At 37.0% G+C, this 16,116-nt stretch carries 11 protein-coding genes; 4 read left to right on the top strand and 7 right to left on the bottom strand.

Annotation, left to right across the window (positions count from 1 at the left end):
* Nucleotides 1-47 precede the first annotated feature (47 nt).
* From L2586_RS20235 to L2586_RS20225, 3 genes are read left to right on the top strand one after another with little or no spacing between them, the layout of a single operon-like run.
* Entirely contained in the window at nucleotides 48-671 is a 624-nt protein-coding gene (locus tag L2586_RS20235; RefSeq protein WP_235294770.1) for a hypothetical protein, read from the top strand.
* Complete coding sequence (locus L2586_RS20230; RefSeq protein WP_235294769.1) at nucleotides 671-3,328, top strand: CHAT domain-containing protein; 2,658 nt, start codon at nucleotides 671-673, stop codon at nucleotides 3,326-3,328. Before L2586_RS20235 ends, L2586_RS20230 begins: the two co-directional genes overlap by 1 nt.
* 29 nt (nucleotides 3,329-3,357) lie before the next feature.
* A complete protein-coding gene (locus L2586_RS20225; protein WP_235294768.1) occupies nucleotides 3,358-5,082 on the top strand; it encodes a SulP family inorganic anion transporter in 1,725 nt (574 codons plus the stop codon).
* 8 nt (nucleotides 5,083-5,090) lie between these two features.
* On the opposite strand, the gene L2586_RS20220 is transcribed toward L2586_RS20225, so the two are convergent.
* The 6 genes from L2586_RS20220 to L2586_RS20195 all read right to left on the bottom strand — a co-directional run bounded on the left by L2586_RS20220 (nucleotide 5,091) and on the right by L2586_RS20195 (nucleotide 12,078).
* Nucleotides 5,091-5,816, bottom strand: a complete 726-nt coding sequence (locus tag L2586_RS20220; RefSeq protein ID WP_235294767.1) for a nicotinamide mononucleotide transporter family protein — start codon at nucleotides 5,814-5,816, stop codon at nucleotides 5,091-5,093.
* 184 nt (nucleotides 5,817-6,000) lie between these two features.
* Complete coding sequence (locus tag L2586_RS20215) at nucleotides 6,001-6,729, bottom strand: sulfite exporter TauE/SafE family protein (RefSeq protein WP_235294766.1); 729 nt, start codon at nucleotides 6,727-6,729, stop codon at nucleotides 6,001-6,003.
* 3 nt (nucleotides 6,730-6,732) lie between these two features.
* Entirely contained in the window at nucleotides 6,733-7,146 is a 414-nt protein-coding gene (locus L2586_RS20210) for a YeeE/YedE family protein (RefSeq protein WP_235294765.1), read from the bottom strand.
* On the bottom strand, nucleotides 7,146-7,718 hold the full coding sequence (locus L2586_RS20205; protein WP_235294764.1) for a YeeE/YedE family protein: 573 nt from the start codon (nucleotides 7,716-7,718) through the stop codon (nucleotides 7,146-7,148). Before L2586_RS20205 ends, L2586_RS20210 begins: the two co-directional genes overlap by 1 nt.
* Nucleotides 7,719-7,843: 125 nt before the next feature.
* Nucleotides 7,844-10,951: a T9SS type A sorting domain-containing protein gene (locus L2586_RS20200; RefSeq protein WP_235294763.1), complete on the bottom strand. Its 3,108-nt coding sequence runs from the start codon at nucleotides 10,949-10,951 to the stop codon at nucleotides 7,844-7,846.
* Nucleotides 10,952-11,409: 458 nt separating this feature from the next.
* Nucleotides 11,410-12,078, bottom strand: a complete 669-nt coding sequence (locus L2586_RS20195) for an SGNH/GDSL hydrolase family protein (protein WP_235294762.1) — start codon at nucleotides 12,076-12,078, stop codon at nucleotides 11,410-11,412.
* A 216-nt stretch (nucleotides 12,079-12,294) separates the two neighbouring features.
* On the opposite strand from L2586_RS20195, the gene L2586_RS20190 reads away from it, so the two are divergent.
* Complete coding sequence (locus L2586_RS20190; RefSeq protein WP_235294761.1) at nucleotides 12,295-13,908, top strand: sodium:solute symporter; 1,614 nt, start codon at nucleotides 12,295-12,297, stop codon at nucleotides 13,906-13,908.
* 262 nt (nucleotides 13,909-14,170) lie between these two features.
* Here L2586_RS20190 and L2586_RS20185 read toward each other — a convergent pair whose 3' ends face one another.
* Nucleotides 14,171-16,108: a plastocyanin/azurin family copper-binding protein gene (locus tag L2586_RS20185; protein WP_235294760.1), complete on the bottom strand. Its 1,938-nt coding sequence runs from the start codon at nucleotides 16,106-16,108 to the stop codon at nucleotides 14,171-14,173.
* Nucleotides 16,109-16,116 lie beyond the last annotated feature (8 nt).

Below are 16,116 nucleotides of genomic sequence, written 5' to 3'. Positions count from 1 at the left end.
AAGGTAACTTTTTAAGACTAAAATATATATGAAACAAAAGTAGTAATATGAAAACCTTAATCTTGGCCTTATTAACCATCGTGTCTCAGCAAATAGAACCCGAATTATCTCCAGCATTTACAATTCATGACAAAATCACGGAAGCTGAAAAGGAAAAAATATTGGCCGTTGTTCAAGCCACTTTAAATAGATACACGGATGTCGGTAATTTTTGGGACAGTGAAAACCAAACCTTTGACAATCGAAAATATGCTGAATTTATCACGCTTTTCGCTAGCTCAGCAAAGGTCGTGGATGATATCAGTTTCAACAAAGAGGAACTGCCTTATTCCACTTATGCTCAAAAGATTTTTAGCAACCTCCAGGAAATTGGCGTATCTTATAAACTCGAAAAAGCACTGATCAATAAAATAGATATAGATGAAACAGGGTTTTATGTTATCGATGTTAGTCTAACTAAACGCTTATTCACAGGGTTGAATGAACACAACAAGCCCGTTGAATTGAAAAAAGGTAGGGTGATTCATCTAAATATGAGAATTGATCTTCCCGATTATTTACTAGAAGATGCTAGAATTCAATATATTCAAGTTGAAAACAACAACAGGGTTTTAAATTTTATTAAAAAACCGATAGGATATGTTTCTAGGCTTATGAAAAGCAAGAACTAATGCGTATAGTAATCATTTTCTTATTAACCTGCCACTTCCTTATAGGTCAATCTGGTCTAGATCTAGAAAAGGCTCAAGATCTTTATGATCAAGGCAAGAAATTTTATTATGATGCGGAATATCGAGAAGCAGCAATTGCTTTTGACTCTTGTCTTGCCATTAGATCAGCACAGCTTGACTCTCCTCATAATTTGATATTCAAAGTGAAATACAGGATTGCGAATAATTATATGAAACTTCGAAACTATGAGCAAAGTGAAGATTATCTGAGTAGTACACTTGAGGATGGTAAAGCCTTATTTGGACCTGAAAGTGATGAAGTTTCTAGAGTTTTAGGTGATTTCGGTGTGTTATATTCTAGAAAGCGACAATTTTCTAAATCTATCTTGTGGAATCAGAAATCCATTGACCTAAAAAAGAAATTATATGGTTCGTTAAGTAAAGAGGTTGCATACACGAGAATGAACAATAGTAATAACTATTATGGACAAGGTAATTATGTGAAATGTATCAATGAATTAAAGGAAATTCTAAAGATTTATGATAAAGAATTAGACCCTGATGATCAGAATTATAATAGAGTTTATCTAACCTTAAGCCAGGCATATCGCAAGAAAGGTGACCTTGATAATGCATTAGTATTTGCAGAAAAAGCGGTAGAGATAAAACTGAAAAATTATGAAGCGGATCATCCGAGTTTAAGAAAATACTACGATAACTTGGCTAAAGTTCAAGCATCACTAAATCAGTTAGAGCAATCAAAAAGCAATTTTAAAAAAGCGGAGAAAGTATACGAAGGATACGGTAGCAAGGAAGATTTGGGATCTCACCTGAATGATGCAGCAAGAGTATATGTTCAAAGTGGTGAATTTAGAACAGCGCAGGAGATGTTCGAACAAGCTGCAGAATTATTCAAAGGAAATGTAAGGAAACAAGCCATCGCAAGGTCGAATATTGCGATCTGTAAGTACTATTCGGGAGCTCCTGATGAAGGCATAGAAATTTTAGAAAGCGCATTAAGAGATGATCCAGATTTAGAAAATTTCCTTAGATTATGCGAGTGGAAGATAGAAGTGAATGATATGGATGGTGCTAGGTTAGCTTACCAAGAAGCGACCGCCATTTCAGTCAATGGAGATGATCTTTCTAAAGTAAAATTGCTCGTGTTGTCTTCGAAACTTGACAAATCTATATCGGTCGATCGGGCTTGGGCTTCTATTAATGAAGCGATAGAAGTATTGACTAAAATGAGGCGAAAGTATCTAGGAAGTGAATCTAAGAATTACCTTAATGAAAGGTTAGAAGGCATTTTTGATTATGCTGTAGAATTATCTGTTGATAAATATCGACTTAAACCCACAGAAGAACAACTAGCAGATGTTTATAAGACGATAGAAATGGCAAAGTCGGCTTCTTTTTGGGATAACTTAAGTGAAGAGAATGCAGCTTATTTGGGAAAAGTGCCTGCGGATCTGATAGAAGAAATAGAAATATTAAAGAGGGGAGGAGAGGAGATGATGCTAGCATTAGAAGAAAGGATGACCGCATTAGAAATGGAATACCCCTTGTATTATAAGAGAAAGTATACTTTAGAAGTACCAGAATTGAGCTTTATCAAGACGCAGATAGATGAAGATATGTGCGTAATAGATTACTACGTTTTAGAAGATAGTGTTTATGCTGTTGTGCTGACTTCAGAAGGGACAGATTTTATCTCACAATCGAATACAGGAGAGTTGACATTTGACTTGGAATGGGAGTACTTAAAGGACAAGTCGATTAGTCGAGTAAGCATCGTTCCGCATCGATTTATACATTTTATATCCTTTGAAGAAATTATAAATCAAGAAACACAAGACTACTTTTTATATGACTTCGCTTTTTCATATCAAGTGAATATAGAAGCATTGATAAAGTCTAGAGATCTTACAACAAAACTAAATTATCTCGGCATTGCTCCGACATGGACAACAACAAGTGATTCGAAGGATTTTGCATTTAGAAATGATTTAGTACCTCTGCCAGGTGCATCGGTTGAAATAGACAAAGCAGCCAGTTATTTTAAAAGTACTGTACTGAAAGGGGAAGATGCAAAAGAGGAAGCCTTCTATTTAAAGGCGCCAGATTTTAATTTTATTCATTTCGCTACACATGCTAAGATAGACCCAACGAATGAGTTGAATTCGTACTTGTATTTTAACTCACAGGAAGAAGGGGAAGATGGAATTTTGCATACTGATGAGATTATGAATACGGATCTAAGAGCTGATTTAGTTTTGTTAAGTGCTTGTGAGACAGGAGGTGGTGGGCTGAAATCAGGGGAAGGGGTAATGAGTCTTTCTCGTGCTTTTCAGTATGCGGGTGCGAAGTCAGTGTTGATGAGTTTATGGCGCGCCAATGATCATTCAGCGCAACCGATTATCCTAAACTTTATCAAGAACTATAAAAATGGAATGCCTAAAGATGTTGCCTTGCAAAAATCAAAGATCAAGTACATTGAAAAGGCTGATCCGTTAATGCGTGACGAGATTTACTGGGCTGGATTTATGATCAATGGTGACGTATCTCCCATTCATACTGCAACTCCATGGGGAAGATCTTTCCTATTTATCGGGCTTGGAATATGCCTATTAATCTTGCTTTTGAAATTCGCATAGTTTATTTCGAATAGTTATCTTGGCAGCTCATGAAAAGAATCAGGAATATTATCCCGATCCTAGAGACGCTGCGGACTTATAATAAGTCAATGTTAAGGCATGATTTTATTGCAGGAATAACCGTAGCAACGATATTAGTTCCTCAAGGATTAGCATATGCATTACTTGCTGGTGTGCCACCTATCTATGGGTTGTATACAGCAATAGTTCCTTTGATCGTCTATGCAATATTAGGTACATCTAGGCAGTTAGCGATCGGTCCTGTAGCGATATCTTCATTATTAGTACTTTCAGGAGTCAGCTCCATTGCGACACCTGGAACGGATGAATTTCTCGGTTTAGTAATCACCGCTGGACTCCTGATCGGTTTTTGTCAGTGGTTGCTAGGCCTGGTCAGGCTTGGATTTATTGCCAATTTTATATCATTACCCGTGATTACAGGTTTCTCTTCGGCTGCAGCAGTAATCATTTTATCTACTCAGCTTCGAGATGCTCTAGGAATAGTTATTCCGAGATTCGATTCAGTCTTTAGTAGACTGGGTTATACTATGGAGCACTTAGGTGAGACTAGTTTTTTAACGACAGTAATATGTGGTGGGGCAATTGCAATCATGTTAATTCTGAAAGCGATCAATAAAAAAATACCAGGTGCATTATTTGTAATTATCATAGGTCTAGTATTAGTTTATTTTTTTAACCTTGATGAGAAAGGTGTGGACATCATAGGTGTGATTCCTGAGGGATTGCCGTCATTTTCTATACCTGATCTTTCGATTGGTAAAATTAAACAACTCATTCCTGTTGTCCTGACAGTAACAACGATCGGAATTGTGGAGTGTGTAAGTATTGCTAAGACCCTTCAAGCTAAGCATAAAGATTATGACATCGATGTAGACCAAGAACTAATAGCAATCGGAGCGTCTAAAATGGTGGGAGCTTTTTTTCAATCCATCCCTTCTTCAGGAAGTTTCTCGAGATCCGCTATTAATAGCAGTGCAGGTGCGAAAACCACCATTGCTGCTTTTTTTACCGTAGGGCTAATTAGTCTTACATTGATATTTTTGACACCTCTATTCTACTATTTACCATCTGCTGTTCTTGCTGCGATTATTTTATTGGCTGTAGTAGGGTTATTCGATATTAAGGAAGTGGTTCACTTATGGAAGACCCATAAGAGGGATTTCCTAATGATGGTAGTGACTTTTGTTTGTACTTTGATATTCGGAATAGAGGAAGGTGTGCTCATAGGTGTTGTAATCAGTATTGCTTCTGTTTTGATTAAAAGTAGTAAACCGCATGTTGCCATTCTGGGGAAGGTTCCAGGGACGAATGAATTTAGGAATATAAAGAGGTTCGAGGATGCAATAGAATATGAAAGTACCGTAATTGTTAGATTTGATGAGCAACTTTACTTTGCGAATGCTGGGTACTTTAAAGATAAAGTGTCAAAAATTATTAATATTCCGAAGTATGCTAAGCTGAAATACTTCGTGCTTGATGCAAGTAACATGCATAATATTGATAGTACAGGAATTAAAATTCTTCATGATATCACCTCTATGCTGAAAAGTAGAGGTATAGAATTGCATATGTGTGGTGTGAAAGGGCCAGTTCGTGATATGCTATACAAAAATCAAATGCTTACTGAAATAGAGAAGCACCACATGAATATTAATGCGGCTATCGATCAACTACAGACCGGAAAACCCATTAAAAATAAAGGGAAAGCGCTTCAGACTAATTTTAGAAGGTGATCAATGCTTTAGGAGGTTTTCGTGCTTAGAACTCCATGGGATTTGGTCTTGTCGCCATTAAATTTCCAGTCGACAAGTGTAAAAATGGCATTGACCATGTAAAAAATATATTTAGCCACATTGGCAAAATTGAGCTGGAGAAAGTTTTTAACCAATTGCACTACATTATAAATCATCCATGAAAGCCAAGTCTCTTCATACTTCAATGCTGAACTTATATTAGCACCAATCGATAGACCGAACGTGATGGCTACCGTATTTAAAAATAAAGCGTCCGTTTTCCCTCCGAATAAATAAGCTCCTAGGTAAACCAAGCCATAACCTAACGCTATTCCTATAGCCATGATGGTATAATATCTCCAGTCTAGTTTCCTTATTTTTTCACCTTTTGCCCAATTGAATACCGCAAAATTCATAATGATAAAGGTAAGAGGGTAGGTGATGATCGCTGAAGCGTTCCCAAATAAATAATCGATAGTTCCTGCAGTGATTGTTGTAAATACTCCAATGATGTTACCAGTATTATTTTGCTTGCCTATAAATCTAGTCGAAAGCATAGAGAACATAGCAGAAATTATAGAGACAAAGCCAAGTGGAAATGCGCCATTACCCATTTTACTTACAATCTCAGACATGGGAACATTGAATATGATCTCACCGCCTTGGTACATGGTACCATGAAAGTTTTTGATGATAGAAATGACTAGGATTAATCCAGCGCCAAAAATATCCAAATAAGGAGATTTTACGAATGATCGAACAATTGGGTAGCGAACGTCCAAAATGTATATTGTTTAATTCTTGGTCAAAATATGATTATTTTTAATTACTTATAATCAATTTGTTATAATATTTAGGATACATGGCTTTATACCCATTAATGATTTGCGTGTATTGTTCATTGTTTAATCGCTCTTCTTATCTAATAAGTAAGATGATCGCTGCTACTGCTGTAACGATAAGTATAAAATTTCGGTAAGCCTGATCATTAAAGTAAGACACGATTTTAACACCAATGAAAAAGCCAATAACGACAAATGGTGCCAAATATAAATCGTACATTAAAGAAGTAGGATTAATCGTTTTCCAGCTGAAGACATGGAAGGGGATTTTAAAAACATTGACAATAAAAAATAACCAAGCAGCTGTTCCTATGAATTGCTCTTTCGGAATTCGCATCGCTAAAAAGTAGATGTTAGCAAATGCGCCTGCTAGATTTCCAATCATTGTCGTAAAACCAGCTGCGGTTCCAGTAAGACCGGCAAACCACATTTTCTGAGGAATTTGCTTTTTGCTTCTTTCCCACCACACCATAATGATTACGCTGATGATAATAATGACAGACATCATTTTCTTAAACAGAAACTCGTCTAGATCTTTACCTACGAAGACACCGATTAGAACTCCGAGAATCATCCATGGCAAGAACTTAATTAGAATGTTCCATTGGGCGTGGCGATTATAGTACATAACGGCTAAAATATCTCCTACAATTAAAATCGGAAGAAGGACACCAGTAGATTCCTTTGCGCCAAAAGCGATGGCCATAAAGGAAACGATAAGTATCGAAGTTCCTTTCAGTCCTGCTTTAGCGATTCCTAAGAGTAGCGCTGCGGATATGGCGAGAATGATCGCAAGTGTAGACATTTATTAGTGTGGTAGTTTATGTTTAATCAGACCATATACGAATGTTCCGAGTAAAGCTGAGGCGATCACAATTAGGATAGACCAAACGCCATGGCCAATAAGGACGAACATAGGTCCAGGACATGCGCCAGTCATTGCCCAACCTAGGCCAAAAATGGTTCCACCTACGATTAATCTAAATACTCCCCCATCTTTAATGGTGAATTTGGGTGCTTCGCCATTAATGGTTTTCATTTGTGTTCTTTTCATGATCTGAACAGCTATGGCTCCTAGAATTACGGCAGTTCCTATAATTCCATACATGTGGAAACTTTCGAATCGAAACATTTCTTGAATTCGGAACCAAGAAATAGCTTCAGATTTTGTCATTACGATCCCGAAGAGGATACCAATCAATATATATTTTAAATACTTCATTACGATAAAATTGCGGGTAGTATAACCCATGCCATTAATAAACCTCCTATAAAAAATCCAACCACTGCAATAAGTGATGCCAATTGCAAATTAGCTAATCCACTAATAGCATGCCCAGATGTACAACCACCGGCATATCTGGTTCCAAATCCAACAAGAAAACCACCAAGTACAAGCAGTACCCAGTTCACTGGTTTTCCCAATTCTGAAAAGATTTCAGACGGTACAAAGCCTGTCCCTTCACTCATGGTTTGTGGTGTTTCGATACCGATAGTCGTCAAGTAAGCTTGTGTGCTTTCAGCAATTTGCACGGGTTCTGGACTTGCTAAATATTGAGAAGCTATAAATCCACCAATAACAGAAGCACCAATGAATACTAGATTCCAGATATTAGATTTCCAGTCTATTCTAAAGTAGTCACTAAACTTTCCTGCACCGCCCATTGCGCACAGTGTTTGCAGGTTAGATGAAACTCCGAATCGTCCTCCTGAGTAGGTGAGTAGTACCATGACTACGACGATCATTGCACCTGACACTGCCCAATGCCAGGGTTGTGATATAAAATCAATCATTACTTATTGTTAATTTTGAAATAAATCGTGAAGATAATATTAATCGGTAAATGTAATTGTTGTACTGTGGACATTATCCTTGCTAGCTTACTAGTCCACGAGCAATGGTGAATTTGCTAGGCGTGTTAGTTGAGTTTAATCACTTTCTGCATGTAATTAAAGGATGTCTGATCTACTCTGATAAGATAAGTTCCGGCAGGGTAGGCCATCATAGAAAATGTACCTGTATAGACCCCACTGTACTTATTGATTTTCCTTTGCTGGAGGATCTGTCCAGTAAGATCAAGGATTTGTACCTCAATCATTGGTTCTAAGAGATCTTGGCTTGAAATGTTTATTTTAATTAAGTCGGATGTGGGATTAGGATTGATATCAATAATAACCTCATTACCATAGTAATCTAAGACCTGAGAAGTAAATCTGACGGCAACCGTTTCCATTAATTCGCAAATTCCAGATGCATCCTTCACAACGATATCATAGTCACCCGATGAGAGTGCTGAGAAAACTGCATCGGTCTGGAAGTTTTTTCCCCCGTCGATACTATACTGATAAGGAGCTATACCATTATCAACATTGATGAGAATAATTCCGTCTGCTGCAGATTCCGAGGTCGCATCTGTTATGTCTGTTGAATAAGTTAAAGAACATACTGTGCCACGTGCACAAAATGAGATCTCGGCTTGCGGACCGAAATTACCATTATTAGCAACGATTATTAAGCCTTCATTATCGGTTATGTTAAAATTGCCACTACCATAGTTACAGCAGATTCCATCTCCATAGGTATCTGTCGCTATAAATGTGAAACAAGAATCAGGGTTAACACACGCATTAGTAGAAATGGTAGTTTCTAGTAATTCTAATATCCCACTTGCGATAAGTTCTCCAGAATTCTGGCTATACAAGTTCCAACCACTTTCTTCTGGAAACTTATCAGTTGTAAAATTAATGGTAATGAAGTGGTCTTGAGGCAGTTGCTCAGCGGAAAGCCTTAAGTTGTTGTTTTCAGGGATACCATCACTAGGACTTTCATTTATAGAAAGCAATGAAAAATCAATGGTATTAAAACCGTTAGGTAAGTCAATACTTTTATAAATTACATTTTTACGTTCTCCGAATTTAATTGTTTCTTTGAGTCTGAAAGTATCCCAAACTACTTCATTAACGAGTACTTCGAAAGTTAAAGAATCTATGGTCTGAGCACCATCATTCAGAATAGAAATTGAAGTTTGTGTAGTATCTGTGCAGTTTCCTTGTTGGATATGTCCTTTAATATCTATTTCTAGTTCATGAAGATTTCGAATAACTGTTTTTAGCGTGTCATTGGCTAGATTCTCATCAAAATCAGATCTCACGATTACTTCAAAATCATAATTAGCTTTTAGTGACATGTCAATCAGTGAAGAAAAATTCACTTGAAAGAAGTCATTTGGGCCAATGTTCTGATCAACCACAATGGATTCAATTATCGCATCATCAAGTAAGAGATCAACTTCAAAATTAGAAACCTGTTTTAATCCACTATTTAGAATCGTAGCTGAAATTTTTTCTTCAGAAGATAATTCAGATGAAGTTATTGGATTGTCAATAGATTTCACGGTTAAGTCAAAGGAGTCTTGCCTGATCTGAAAGGCCACAATACGAGTCTGAGTAACCTGTCTGCCTTCACCTGCATATTCAGATGTCCACCAGAAGGTGTCGTCATGATTAGGGGATACTGACATCTGAGAGTAATCTCCGAAGCGCTCGCCAGAATAGATAACATCGAGTCCGTCTACTATCGTTACTTCTTCTAAGGTCATTCTGCCTAATGGGTCAGCTGCATTTCGACCAGTGTATCGAGCACCTACATAAATATCTGGACTAGATATATTGTATGCGAGACCGATACTTCCTTTGGCGTCTATTGCTATGGAAGGTAAAAAGCGATGAAGTTCATCATCTGGAGCGAATGTGCCTTCTTGATAGAGTGCCCACTCGCTGTCCGCTCCAGTTCTTCTCAATTCCATCCAGCGAATTCCAGAGATATTGTCTCCATTTGTTGCATCGGTTATAAAGGCGAAAACCATTGATTCATGTGTTCCGAAATTCCTTAGATGCGGAACATTCATGATGGTTTCTGGAACTCCATCTAAGCCTGGGCCATCTTTCTGAGGAATACAAGCAAAACCAAACCCACTCTCTGCACAAGGATAAGAGTCAAATGGAGTCGTAGGAATTACTGTCTTTGTAACTTCTGTATTGCCTTCATTTGAGAAATCGATATCAAAGGAAAAAACTTCTATTTGGTCTTGAGCAGGGCCACCACTCCATGAACTATCGTTAAGTAGTATGGTAATGGGTTTATTGTCATATGGTGCTGTTCTACCGTTCCAGTCTACTGGAGTGGTAACAAAAAAGCCTGCCTCCGTCGAGTTGTTACCATTAACTCTGATACGTTGCATATTCACTTCATTATCACCTGCATACAACGCTTTTAGGTCGATAAAGTAATTATGTAATTGACCACTACCTTCTTCATTAGATGTGAAGGTCAGAAATTCAGGACTTAATCCATATTTCGGATAATCTGGAAAATTAGGAGTGCTAAAGTTGTAGGCACTGTAACTACCTAGTGGATCTCCATTATCACTGATGGCGATCAGAATGTTTGAAGGATTAGAAAATTCAGTTAAGATCCAGCGGTCTGCTGTTTCATCATAAAGTACAATCGGATCTCCTGCTGAGTTCTGAGAAAATTCAAACCATAAAGTGTTAGCACTAAATTCCGAAATTAACGCTCCATCCAGATTGTACACTCCGATATATGTAGCGTTAATCATTTGTACATAATATCGATCACTAACATCTCCAGATGGATCATGGGGAGATCCGAAATCTCCTATACCATTAAAATTATGAAGGATCCGTGATTTAGTGCTTTCTGCTGATGTCTCTTTTTGACGAAGTGGATCATTACCTAGGTGTTCAATATTGAGATGAACGGCTTTGCTACGATCTCTTCGACCTTTGAAATTATCGGGTACTTGTTTGTTGCGCTTGTTTAATCTCCTCTTTATTGGTGACGTTCTTGCACGTTTTTGTAATTCACGAATGGGTTCAGAGTGTCCAAGTTTAATGACTTTTGTACTTGTAACTTCTATGTTTTCTACTTTTATTTTTTCTTGTGAATGGGCAATTGGTAGAATGAGCAAAATTAGTAGAAGGTTTATTAAGGATGTTTTGCTCATAGTAAATAGTCAGGTTGTTTTTCTGAATAAGTTTACTTTTTTAATGCTAGAATGTAAGCGTTTCCTGCATGCTTCTATCTCTGAAATATATCAGAATATGAATGGCTAAGATTTGCTTCATTCTTAAATTGATTAAAATTTAAGAATAAAATTGCACTTGATGGATGTACGGTCATTTTTTCTTAGCACTTTAACATTGAAATCAAAATATTGTTTTAGCTAGAAGGCTGTTTTTTAACTTTTTGAATAGAAATGTGTGTCAATTTCGGAGTGTGAATTGAGAAAGGGTCAAACATTGATTATCTGAAAGAACCCCAAAGAATTAACACGAACAAACCTTCACAAGAGCACATAAAGTACTACATAGTTGTTGTGTAATATTATTTGCTATCCAATGCAATAGATATTATTGTTTGCTATAGTTGCAAACCCATGAAGATCGGTTTAGGAAAAATACGTTACAATTTATCCTTTAATGTTTTCCAGAAAATATTGGCAACAAAATCATTTCCTTTCTCATTTAAGTGGACTCGATCTCTTGTTAAAACTCCTTTCTCCATATTTTCAGGATTATTCGTTTTGTTGTGGTCAATCATCATTCCTCTAAGGTCGATTAGCCCGGTATTGTTTTTTTCTGCTAGAGATTTTATGATTTTCGAATATTGGTTCAGATCACCGTCCAATGAATTACTAAAGTCTGTTTTTTCTCCTATGACACCTGGAGTAACTAGAATAAGGTCAATTTGCCTAGCTTGCATTGAATCTATGATAGCCTGATAAAATCTTTCGAATTTATTCGCATCAGTTCCAGTACCATGACTTTGCTTGTGCCATACATCATTTACACCGATATAAATATAAACGATGTCTGGATTATGGGAAAGGACATCATCGTACATTCTTAAATATAGGTCATAGACTTTATTGCCACCGATTCCTTTTCCGATTAATTCCACTTTATCTGCAAAGCCTTCGTCCTTTGCAATCTTTTGCATTTTAGTAATGTATCCAATATCGTTCACTCCAGCTTGAGTAATAGAATCACCAAAAAAGATGACTTTTTTTTGTTTGGTTGAAAATGCTGTGATTAAACAGAAACTTAGAAGGATTGCTATTGGTTTTATCATGATTAAATTTTAAGTTTACCCAAATATTAAAATTTATTAGCAGAAATAACTTACAATTGCAAACTCTTTCTGAGTGAAATTAAGAAAGAACCGAATTTAAAGTAGATGTAATAGATTTTGTGTTCTTAAATTAAGAAGAATAGGATAGGAAGACATATGAATTTAATATATCTAGGTATTTCAGAAGACCAATAAGTAAAACTATAAAACGCAAAGATGACAAGTTTAGATTCCTTAGATTGGGTTGTATTAAGTCTTTATTTTGTAATCCTTTTAGGGATAGCTTGGTGGGTAATAAGACAAAAAAATACAAATACAGAGGATTATTTCTTAGCAGGAAGGAATGTAGGTTGGTTTGTGGTTGGTGCATCTATTTTTGCATCTAATATTGGTTCTGAGCATGTGGTAGGACTAGCAGGTAATGGTGCTGGAGATAAGATGCCGCTGTTAATTTACGAGCTTCACTCATGGATTGTACTGATGCTTGGGTGGTTATTTCTTCCATTCTATGCAAGAAGCAAAGTATTTACCATGCCTGAATTTTTAGAAAGAAGATTTGATGCCAGATCGAGGTGGGTTTTATCTGTTGTTTCCATAATTGCCTATGTACTAACTAAAGTTTCCGTAACCATATTTGCAGGAGGAATTGTAGTCTCTACGTTACTGGGCATTCCATTTTGGGTCGGTGCGATATCTACGGTGGTCTTAACTGGAATATATACCATATTAGGAGGGATGAAGGCGGTGGTTTATACGGAAACCGTGCAAGCAATCGTGTTGATAATAGGTGCTGCAACATTAACATTTATGGGATTAGATGCAGTCGGTGGGTGGAGTAGTTTAAAGGAAACTGTTACTCCTGAGTATATGAATATGTGGAGACCGAATTCTGATCCTGATTTTCCTTGGTTGCCACTCGTGTTTACGTCATCTGTGGTAGGTGTGTGGTATTGGTGTACAGATCAGGTAATTGTTCAAAGAGTTTTGACTGCGAAAAATTTAAAAGAAGCCAGACGAGGAACGATCTTCGGTGCAGCCATGAAGATTATGCCGATATTTTTATTCTTGATTCCTGGAATAGTGGCTTTAGCTTTAAAGATGCGAGGTGAAATAAGTTTTGATTCTCCTGATCAGGCATTCCCAGTTTTGATGACGCACTTACTTCCATCTGGACTTAGAGGACTTGTGGCAGCAGGGCTTATGGCAGCATTAATGAGTTCGTTAGCGTCTGTTTTTAATTCTTGTTCCACGCTATTTACTTTAGATATTTATAAAAGATTGTATCCAGAAAAGCCGGAGAAAGCATTGGTTAATATTGGGAAGATTGCTACTGGAGTAGTAGTGATTTTAGGTATTCTGTGGATACCCGTAATCTCTGTATTATCTGACGGCCTTTATGAATACCTGCAGAAAGTTCAGGCTTATTTAGCACCTCCTATTGCGGCTGTATTCTTAATGGGAATTTTCTGGAAACGGATGAATGCGAATGGTGCTATTGCAGCCTTAGTTGCAGGAATGGTATTAGGGATGTCCAAATTAATGGCAGAAACTTTTATCACCAGCATGAATCCAGGTTCATTTATCCACCGATTTGCTGAGTTTAATTGGCTTGCCTTCGGGGCATTATTCTTTTTCACTTGTGTACTTATTGCTTTAGTAGTGAGTTTGCTGTCTTCGCCACCAGATGAAGAGCAAATCAAAGGTCTTACTTTTGGAGCGATAAGTGATGAACAAAAAGCTGAGAATAAAGCAAGTTATGGAATTGGTGATATTATAGCGACGCTAGCTATAGTTGGGATTATTGCATGGATTATGATTACATTTAGCTAAACAAATCACTCATTATTTGATGTGTTTTAGAAATGAAAGACTTTCACTTCTCTTTTAGCATTGTGTTATTATTGTATCAAATGACTTACACTTTCTACGCTGATTCTAATGATTAACTCTGTATTACATTAAGATTTATCATAATATGATCATGCAGAGCGAAAGCAATGCTCCTAGGAGTCAATTCCTAAAGAAGAAATTATCCAGAAAATAATAAGACTTATTGCTTTTAATGTCAATGCTTTATTCCTAAAAGTATATATTATTCTACAATCATGATACCTCTCATTATGGCTGCATGTCCAGGAAAAGTACAAACATATTGGTAAGTCCCTGGCTTACTTGGTGCACTAAAATAAATGGCATCAGAGGTGTGAGGTTGCATTAAATTCGTATGAGCAATGATTTCGTCAGATTGTGGAATAAAACCTTTTTCTAAACCGCTTAATCCAAGTTCCACGGCTAACTGAGCGACTTCATCTGCTTTTTCTGGATTAACAATGATCATATTATGTAACATATCGTCATTGTTATTAAAAACCAACTTGATTTTGCTACCAGCTTTAACCGTGACTTCACTAATGTCAAATTTTAAACCAGGTTTTGTACCCATGGTAATTATTTGGTCTGGTCCTTCAGTCCATGACTTAGGCATATCGGTAGGTCTTTTCGGAGATATAATATCCTTCGTTTCAACTTCAGGCATATTATGTGCGCTGTGATCTACAACGCCATTTTCTCCAGCAGGGATTTCATTAAGGGTATAATAACCTTTGTTGTGCAAGAGTGGCGAACCTGACCTGTCGTTTACGCTTTTTGCATCAATTTCATAAATATATCCATTCCGCATTCCGTCGATATAGATTCTAACCGTTTTTTGATCATCATCTAATTCTACTTTAGAAATGTTTTTCACTTCCTGATTAATAATAGGACTACCATATGTCAGGTGGTACTTGTAGTTAAAATCAGTTATGCTATATGATTCGATGTCAGTTGCGCTTGCTTTGTCCACTAAGTCTGTGAATTCAATTTCGAATCCAAATGACTTTGCCTTAACTGTTTTCATTTCAAACGGAAGATTCTTGTTCCATACCAATCGTTCTAATCCAAATTTTTTCTTTCCTGTAGAAGACCATCCCCTGCTTGTCATACCCACATACAATGATTGATCATCATCGAATACCATTCTTAGTATCCCAGATTCGAAACCTTCTCTAAATGGAAAACAAATGCCTTGGTATACACCATTCACTTTTTCTTGGAAGACACGCATGACTTTACTATGTCCTTGATCACCCACTAAAAGTTGATTTTCGAATGGACCAAAACCTTCTGGGATCACAACAAGGTCAGATGTTGATATTCCCATAAGTGTATGCGGAAACCATACGGAAGGAGGCTTGATGCCTTCTACTTTTTTAGAATAATCGTACAAAGTTGTTTCTTCTAAATCTTGGAAATCTTCGAATTTCAAGCTTACTGGAGATCCTTCCTCTCCAGACCATTTTAATCCTTCTGGGTTTCCTACAAAATCTCCTTTTTCAACGTGGGTCATCCGACCTGAACCGACCCAGTCTCCTTGGTTCTCTGTGTAGAAGAGGTCGCCTTGACTATTAAACCCAAAACCTGCTGGAGAACGCATTCCCGTCGCAATGGGTGTTAATTCTCCTTCTGGAGATATCTGGACAATCCATCCGCGCCATTTAGATAAACTTGCACCTTTTCCTATCCATCCTAAGTTAAGACTGACGAGCATATCCCCATTTGGTAAAAATTTAGGCCCGTATGAATATTCATGATAGTTCCCTTCTAGAGGCCAGCTATAAATGCTTTCATATTTGTCAGCTTTACCATCTTTGTTTATATCTGTTAATTTGGTCAGCTCTCCTCGCTGTGATAGATAATACGAACCATCTTTCCAGTTTAATCCTAGAGGTTCATGTAGACCGGAAGCAAATCTATTATATACAGGTTGCTTGCTGCTTGGATTCGTGATTTCCCATAATTCACCTCTTCTCGTGGTAATTCCTAGGCTTCCTTTATCATTAAAGACCATACCACCTACTTCTAGTTCAATATTTTCAGGAATGAATATGTCCTGAATAGAGTAGTATACATCTTCTTTAACCGCATTGGTTACTTGAGCTGATAATTGGATTGCAAATAAATAGATGATTATATGTATTGTACGTTTCATTTTATAAT

The organism is Portibacter lacus (assembly GCF_021533215.1).
In the GTDB taxonomy this organism is placed as follows: Bacteria; Bacteroidota; Bacteroidia; order Chitinophagales; family Saprospiraceae; genus Portibacter; species Portibacter lacus.
The sequence above is the reverse complement of the archived record's forward strand: the minus strand, read 5'-3'. Positions and strand labels throughout refer to the sequence as shown.

Excerpts from the sequence above, each read along its gene's own strand:
- L2586_RS20225 (WP_235294768.1), top strand. The coding sequence starts at position 3,358 with ATGAAAAGAATCAGGAATATTATCCCGATCCTAGAGACGCTGCGGACT.
- L2586_RS20210 (WP_235294765.1), bottom strand. The coding sequence starts at position 7,146 with ATGAAGTATTTAAAATATATATTGATTGGTATCCTCTTCGGGATCGTA.
- L2586_RS20195 (WP_235294762.1), bottom strand. The coding sequence starts at position 12,078 with ATGATAAAACCAATAGCAATCCTTCTAAGTTTCTGTTTAATCACAGCA.
- L2586_RS20235 (WP_235294770.1), top strand. The coding sequence starts at position 48 with ATGAAAACCTTAATCTTGGCCTTATTAACCATCGTGTCTCAGCAAATA.
- L2586_RS20200 (WP_235294763.1), bottom strand. The coding sequence starts at position 10,951 with ATGAGCAAAACATCCTTAATAAACCTTCTACTAATTTTGCTCATTCTA.
- L2586_RS20230 (WP_235294769.1), top strand. The coding sequence starts at position 671 with ATGCGTATAGTAATCATTTTCTTATTAACCTGCCACTTCCTTATAGGT.
- L2586_RS20185 (WP_235294760.1), bottom strand. The coding sequence starts at position 16,108 with ATGAAACGTACAATACATATAATCATCTATTTATTTGCAATCCAATTA.
- L2586_RS20190 (WP_235294761.1), top strand. The coding sequence starts at position 12,295 with ATGACAAGTTTAGATTCCTTAGATTGGGTTGTATTAAGTCTTTATTTT.
- L2586_RS20215 (WP_235294766.1), bottom strand. The coding sequence starts at position 6,729 with ATGTCTACACTTGCGATCATTCTCGCCATATCCGCAGCGCTACTCTTA.
- L2586_RS20205 (WP_235294764.1), bottom strand. The coding sequence starts at position 7,718 with ATGATTGATTTTATATCACAACCCTGGCATTGGGCAGTGTCAGGTGCA.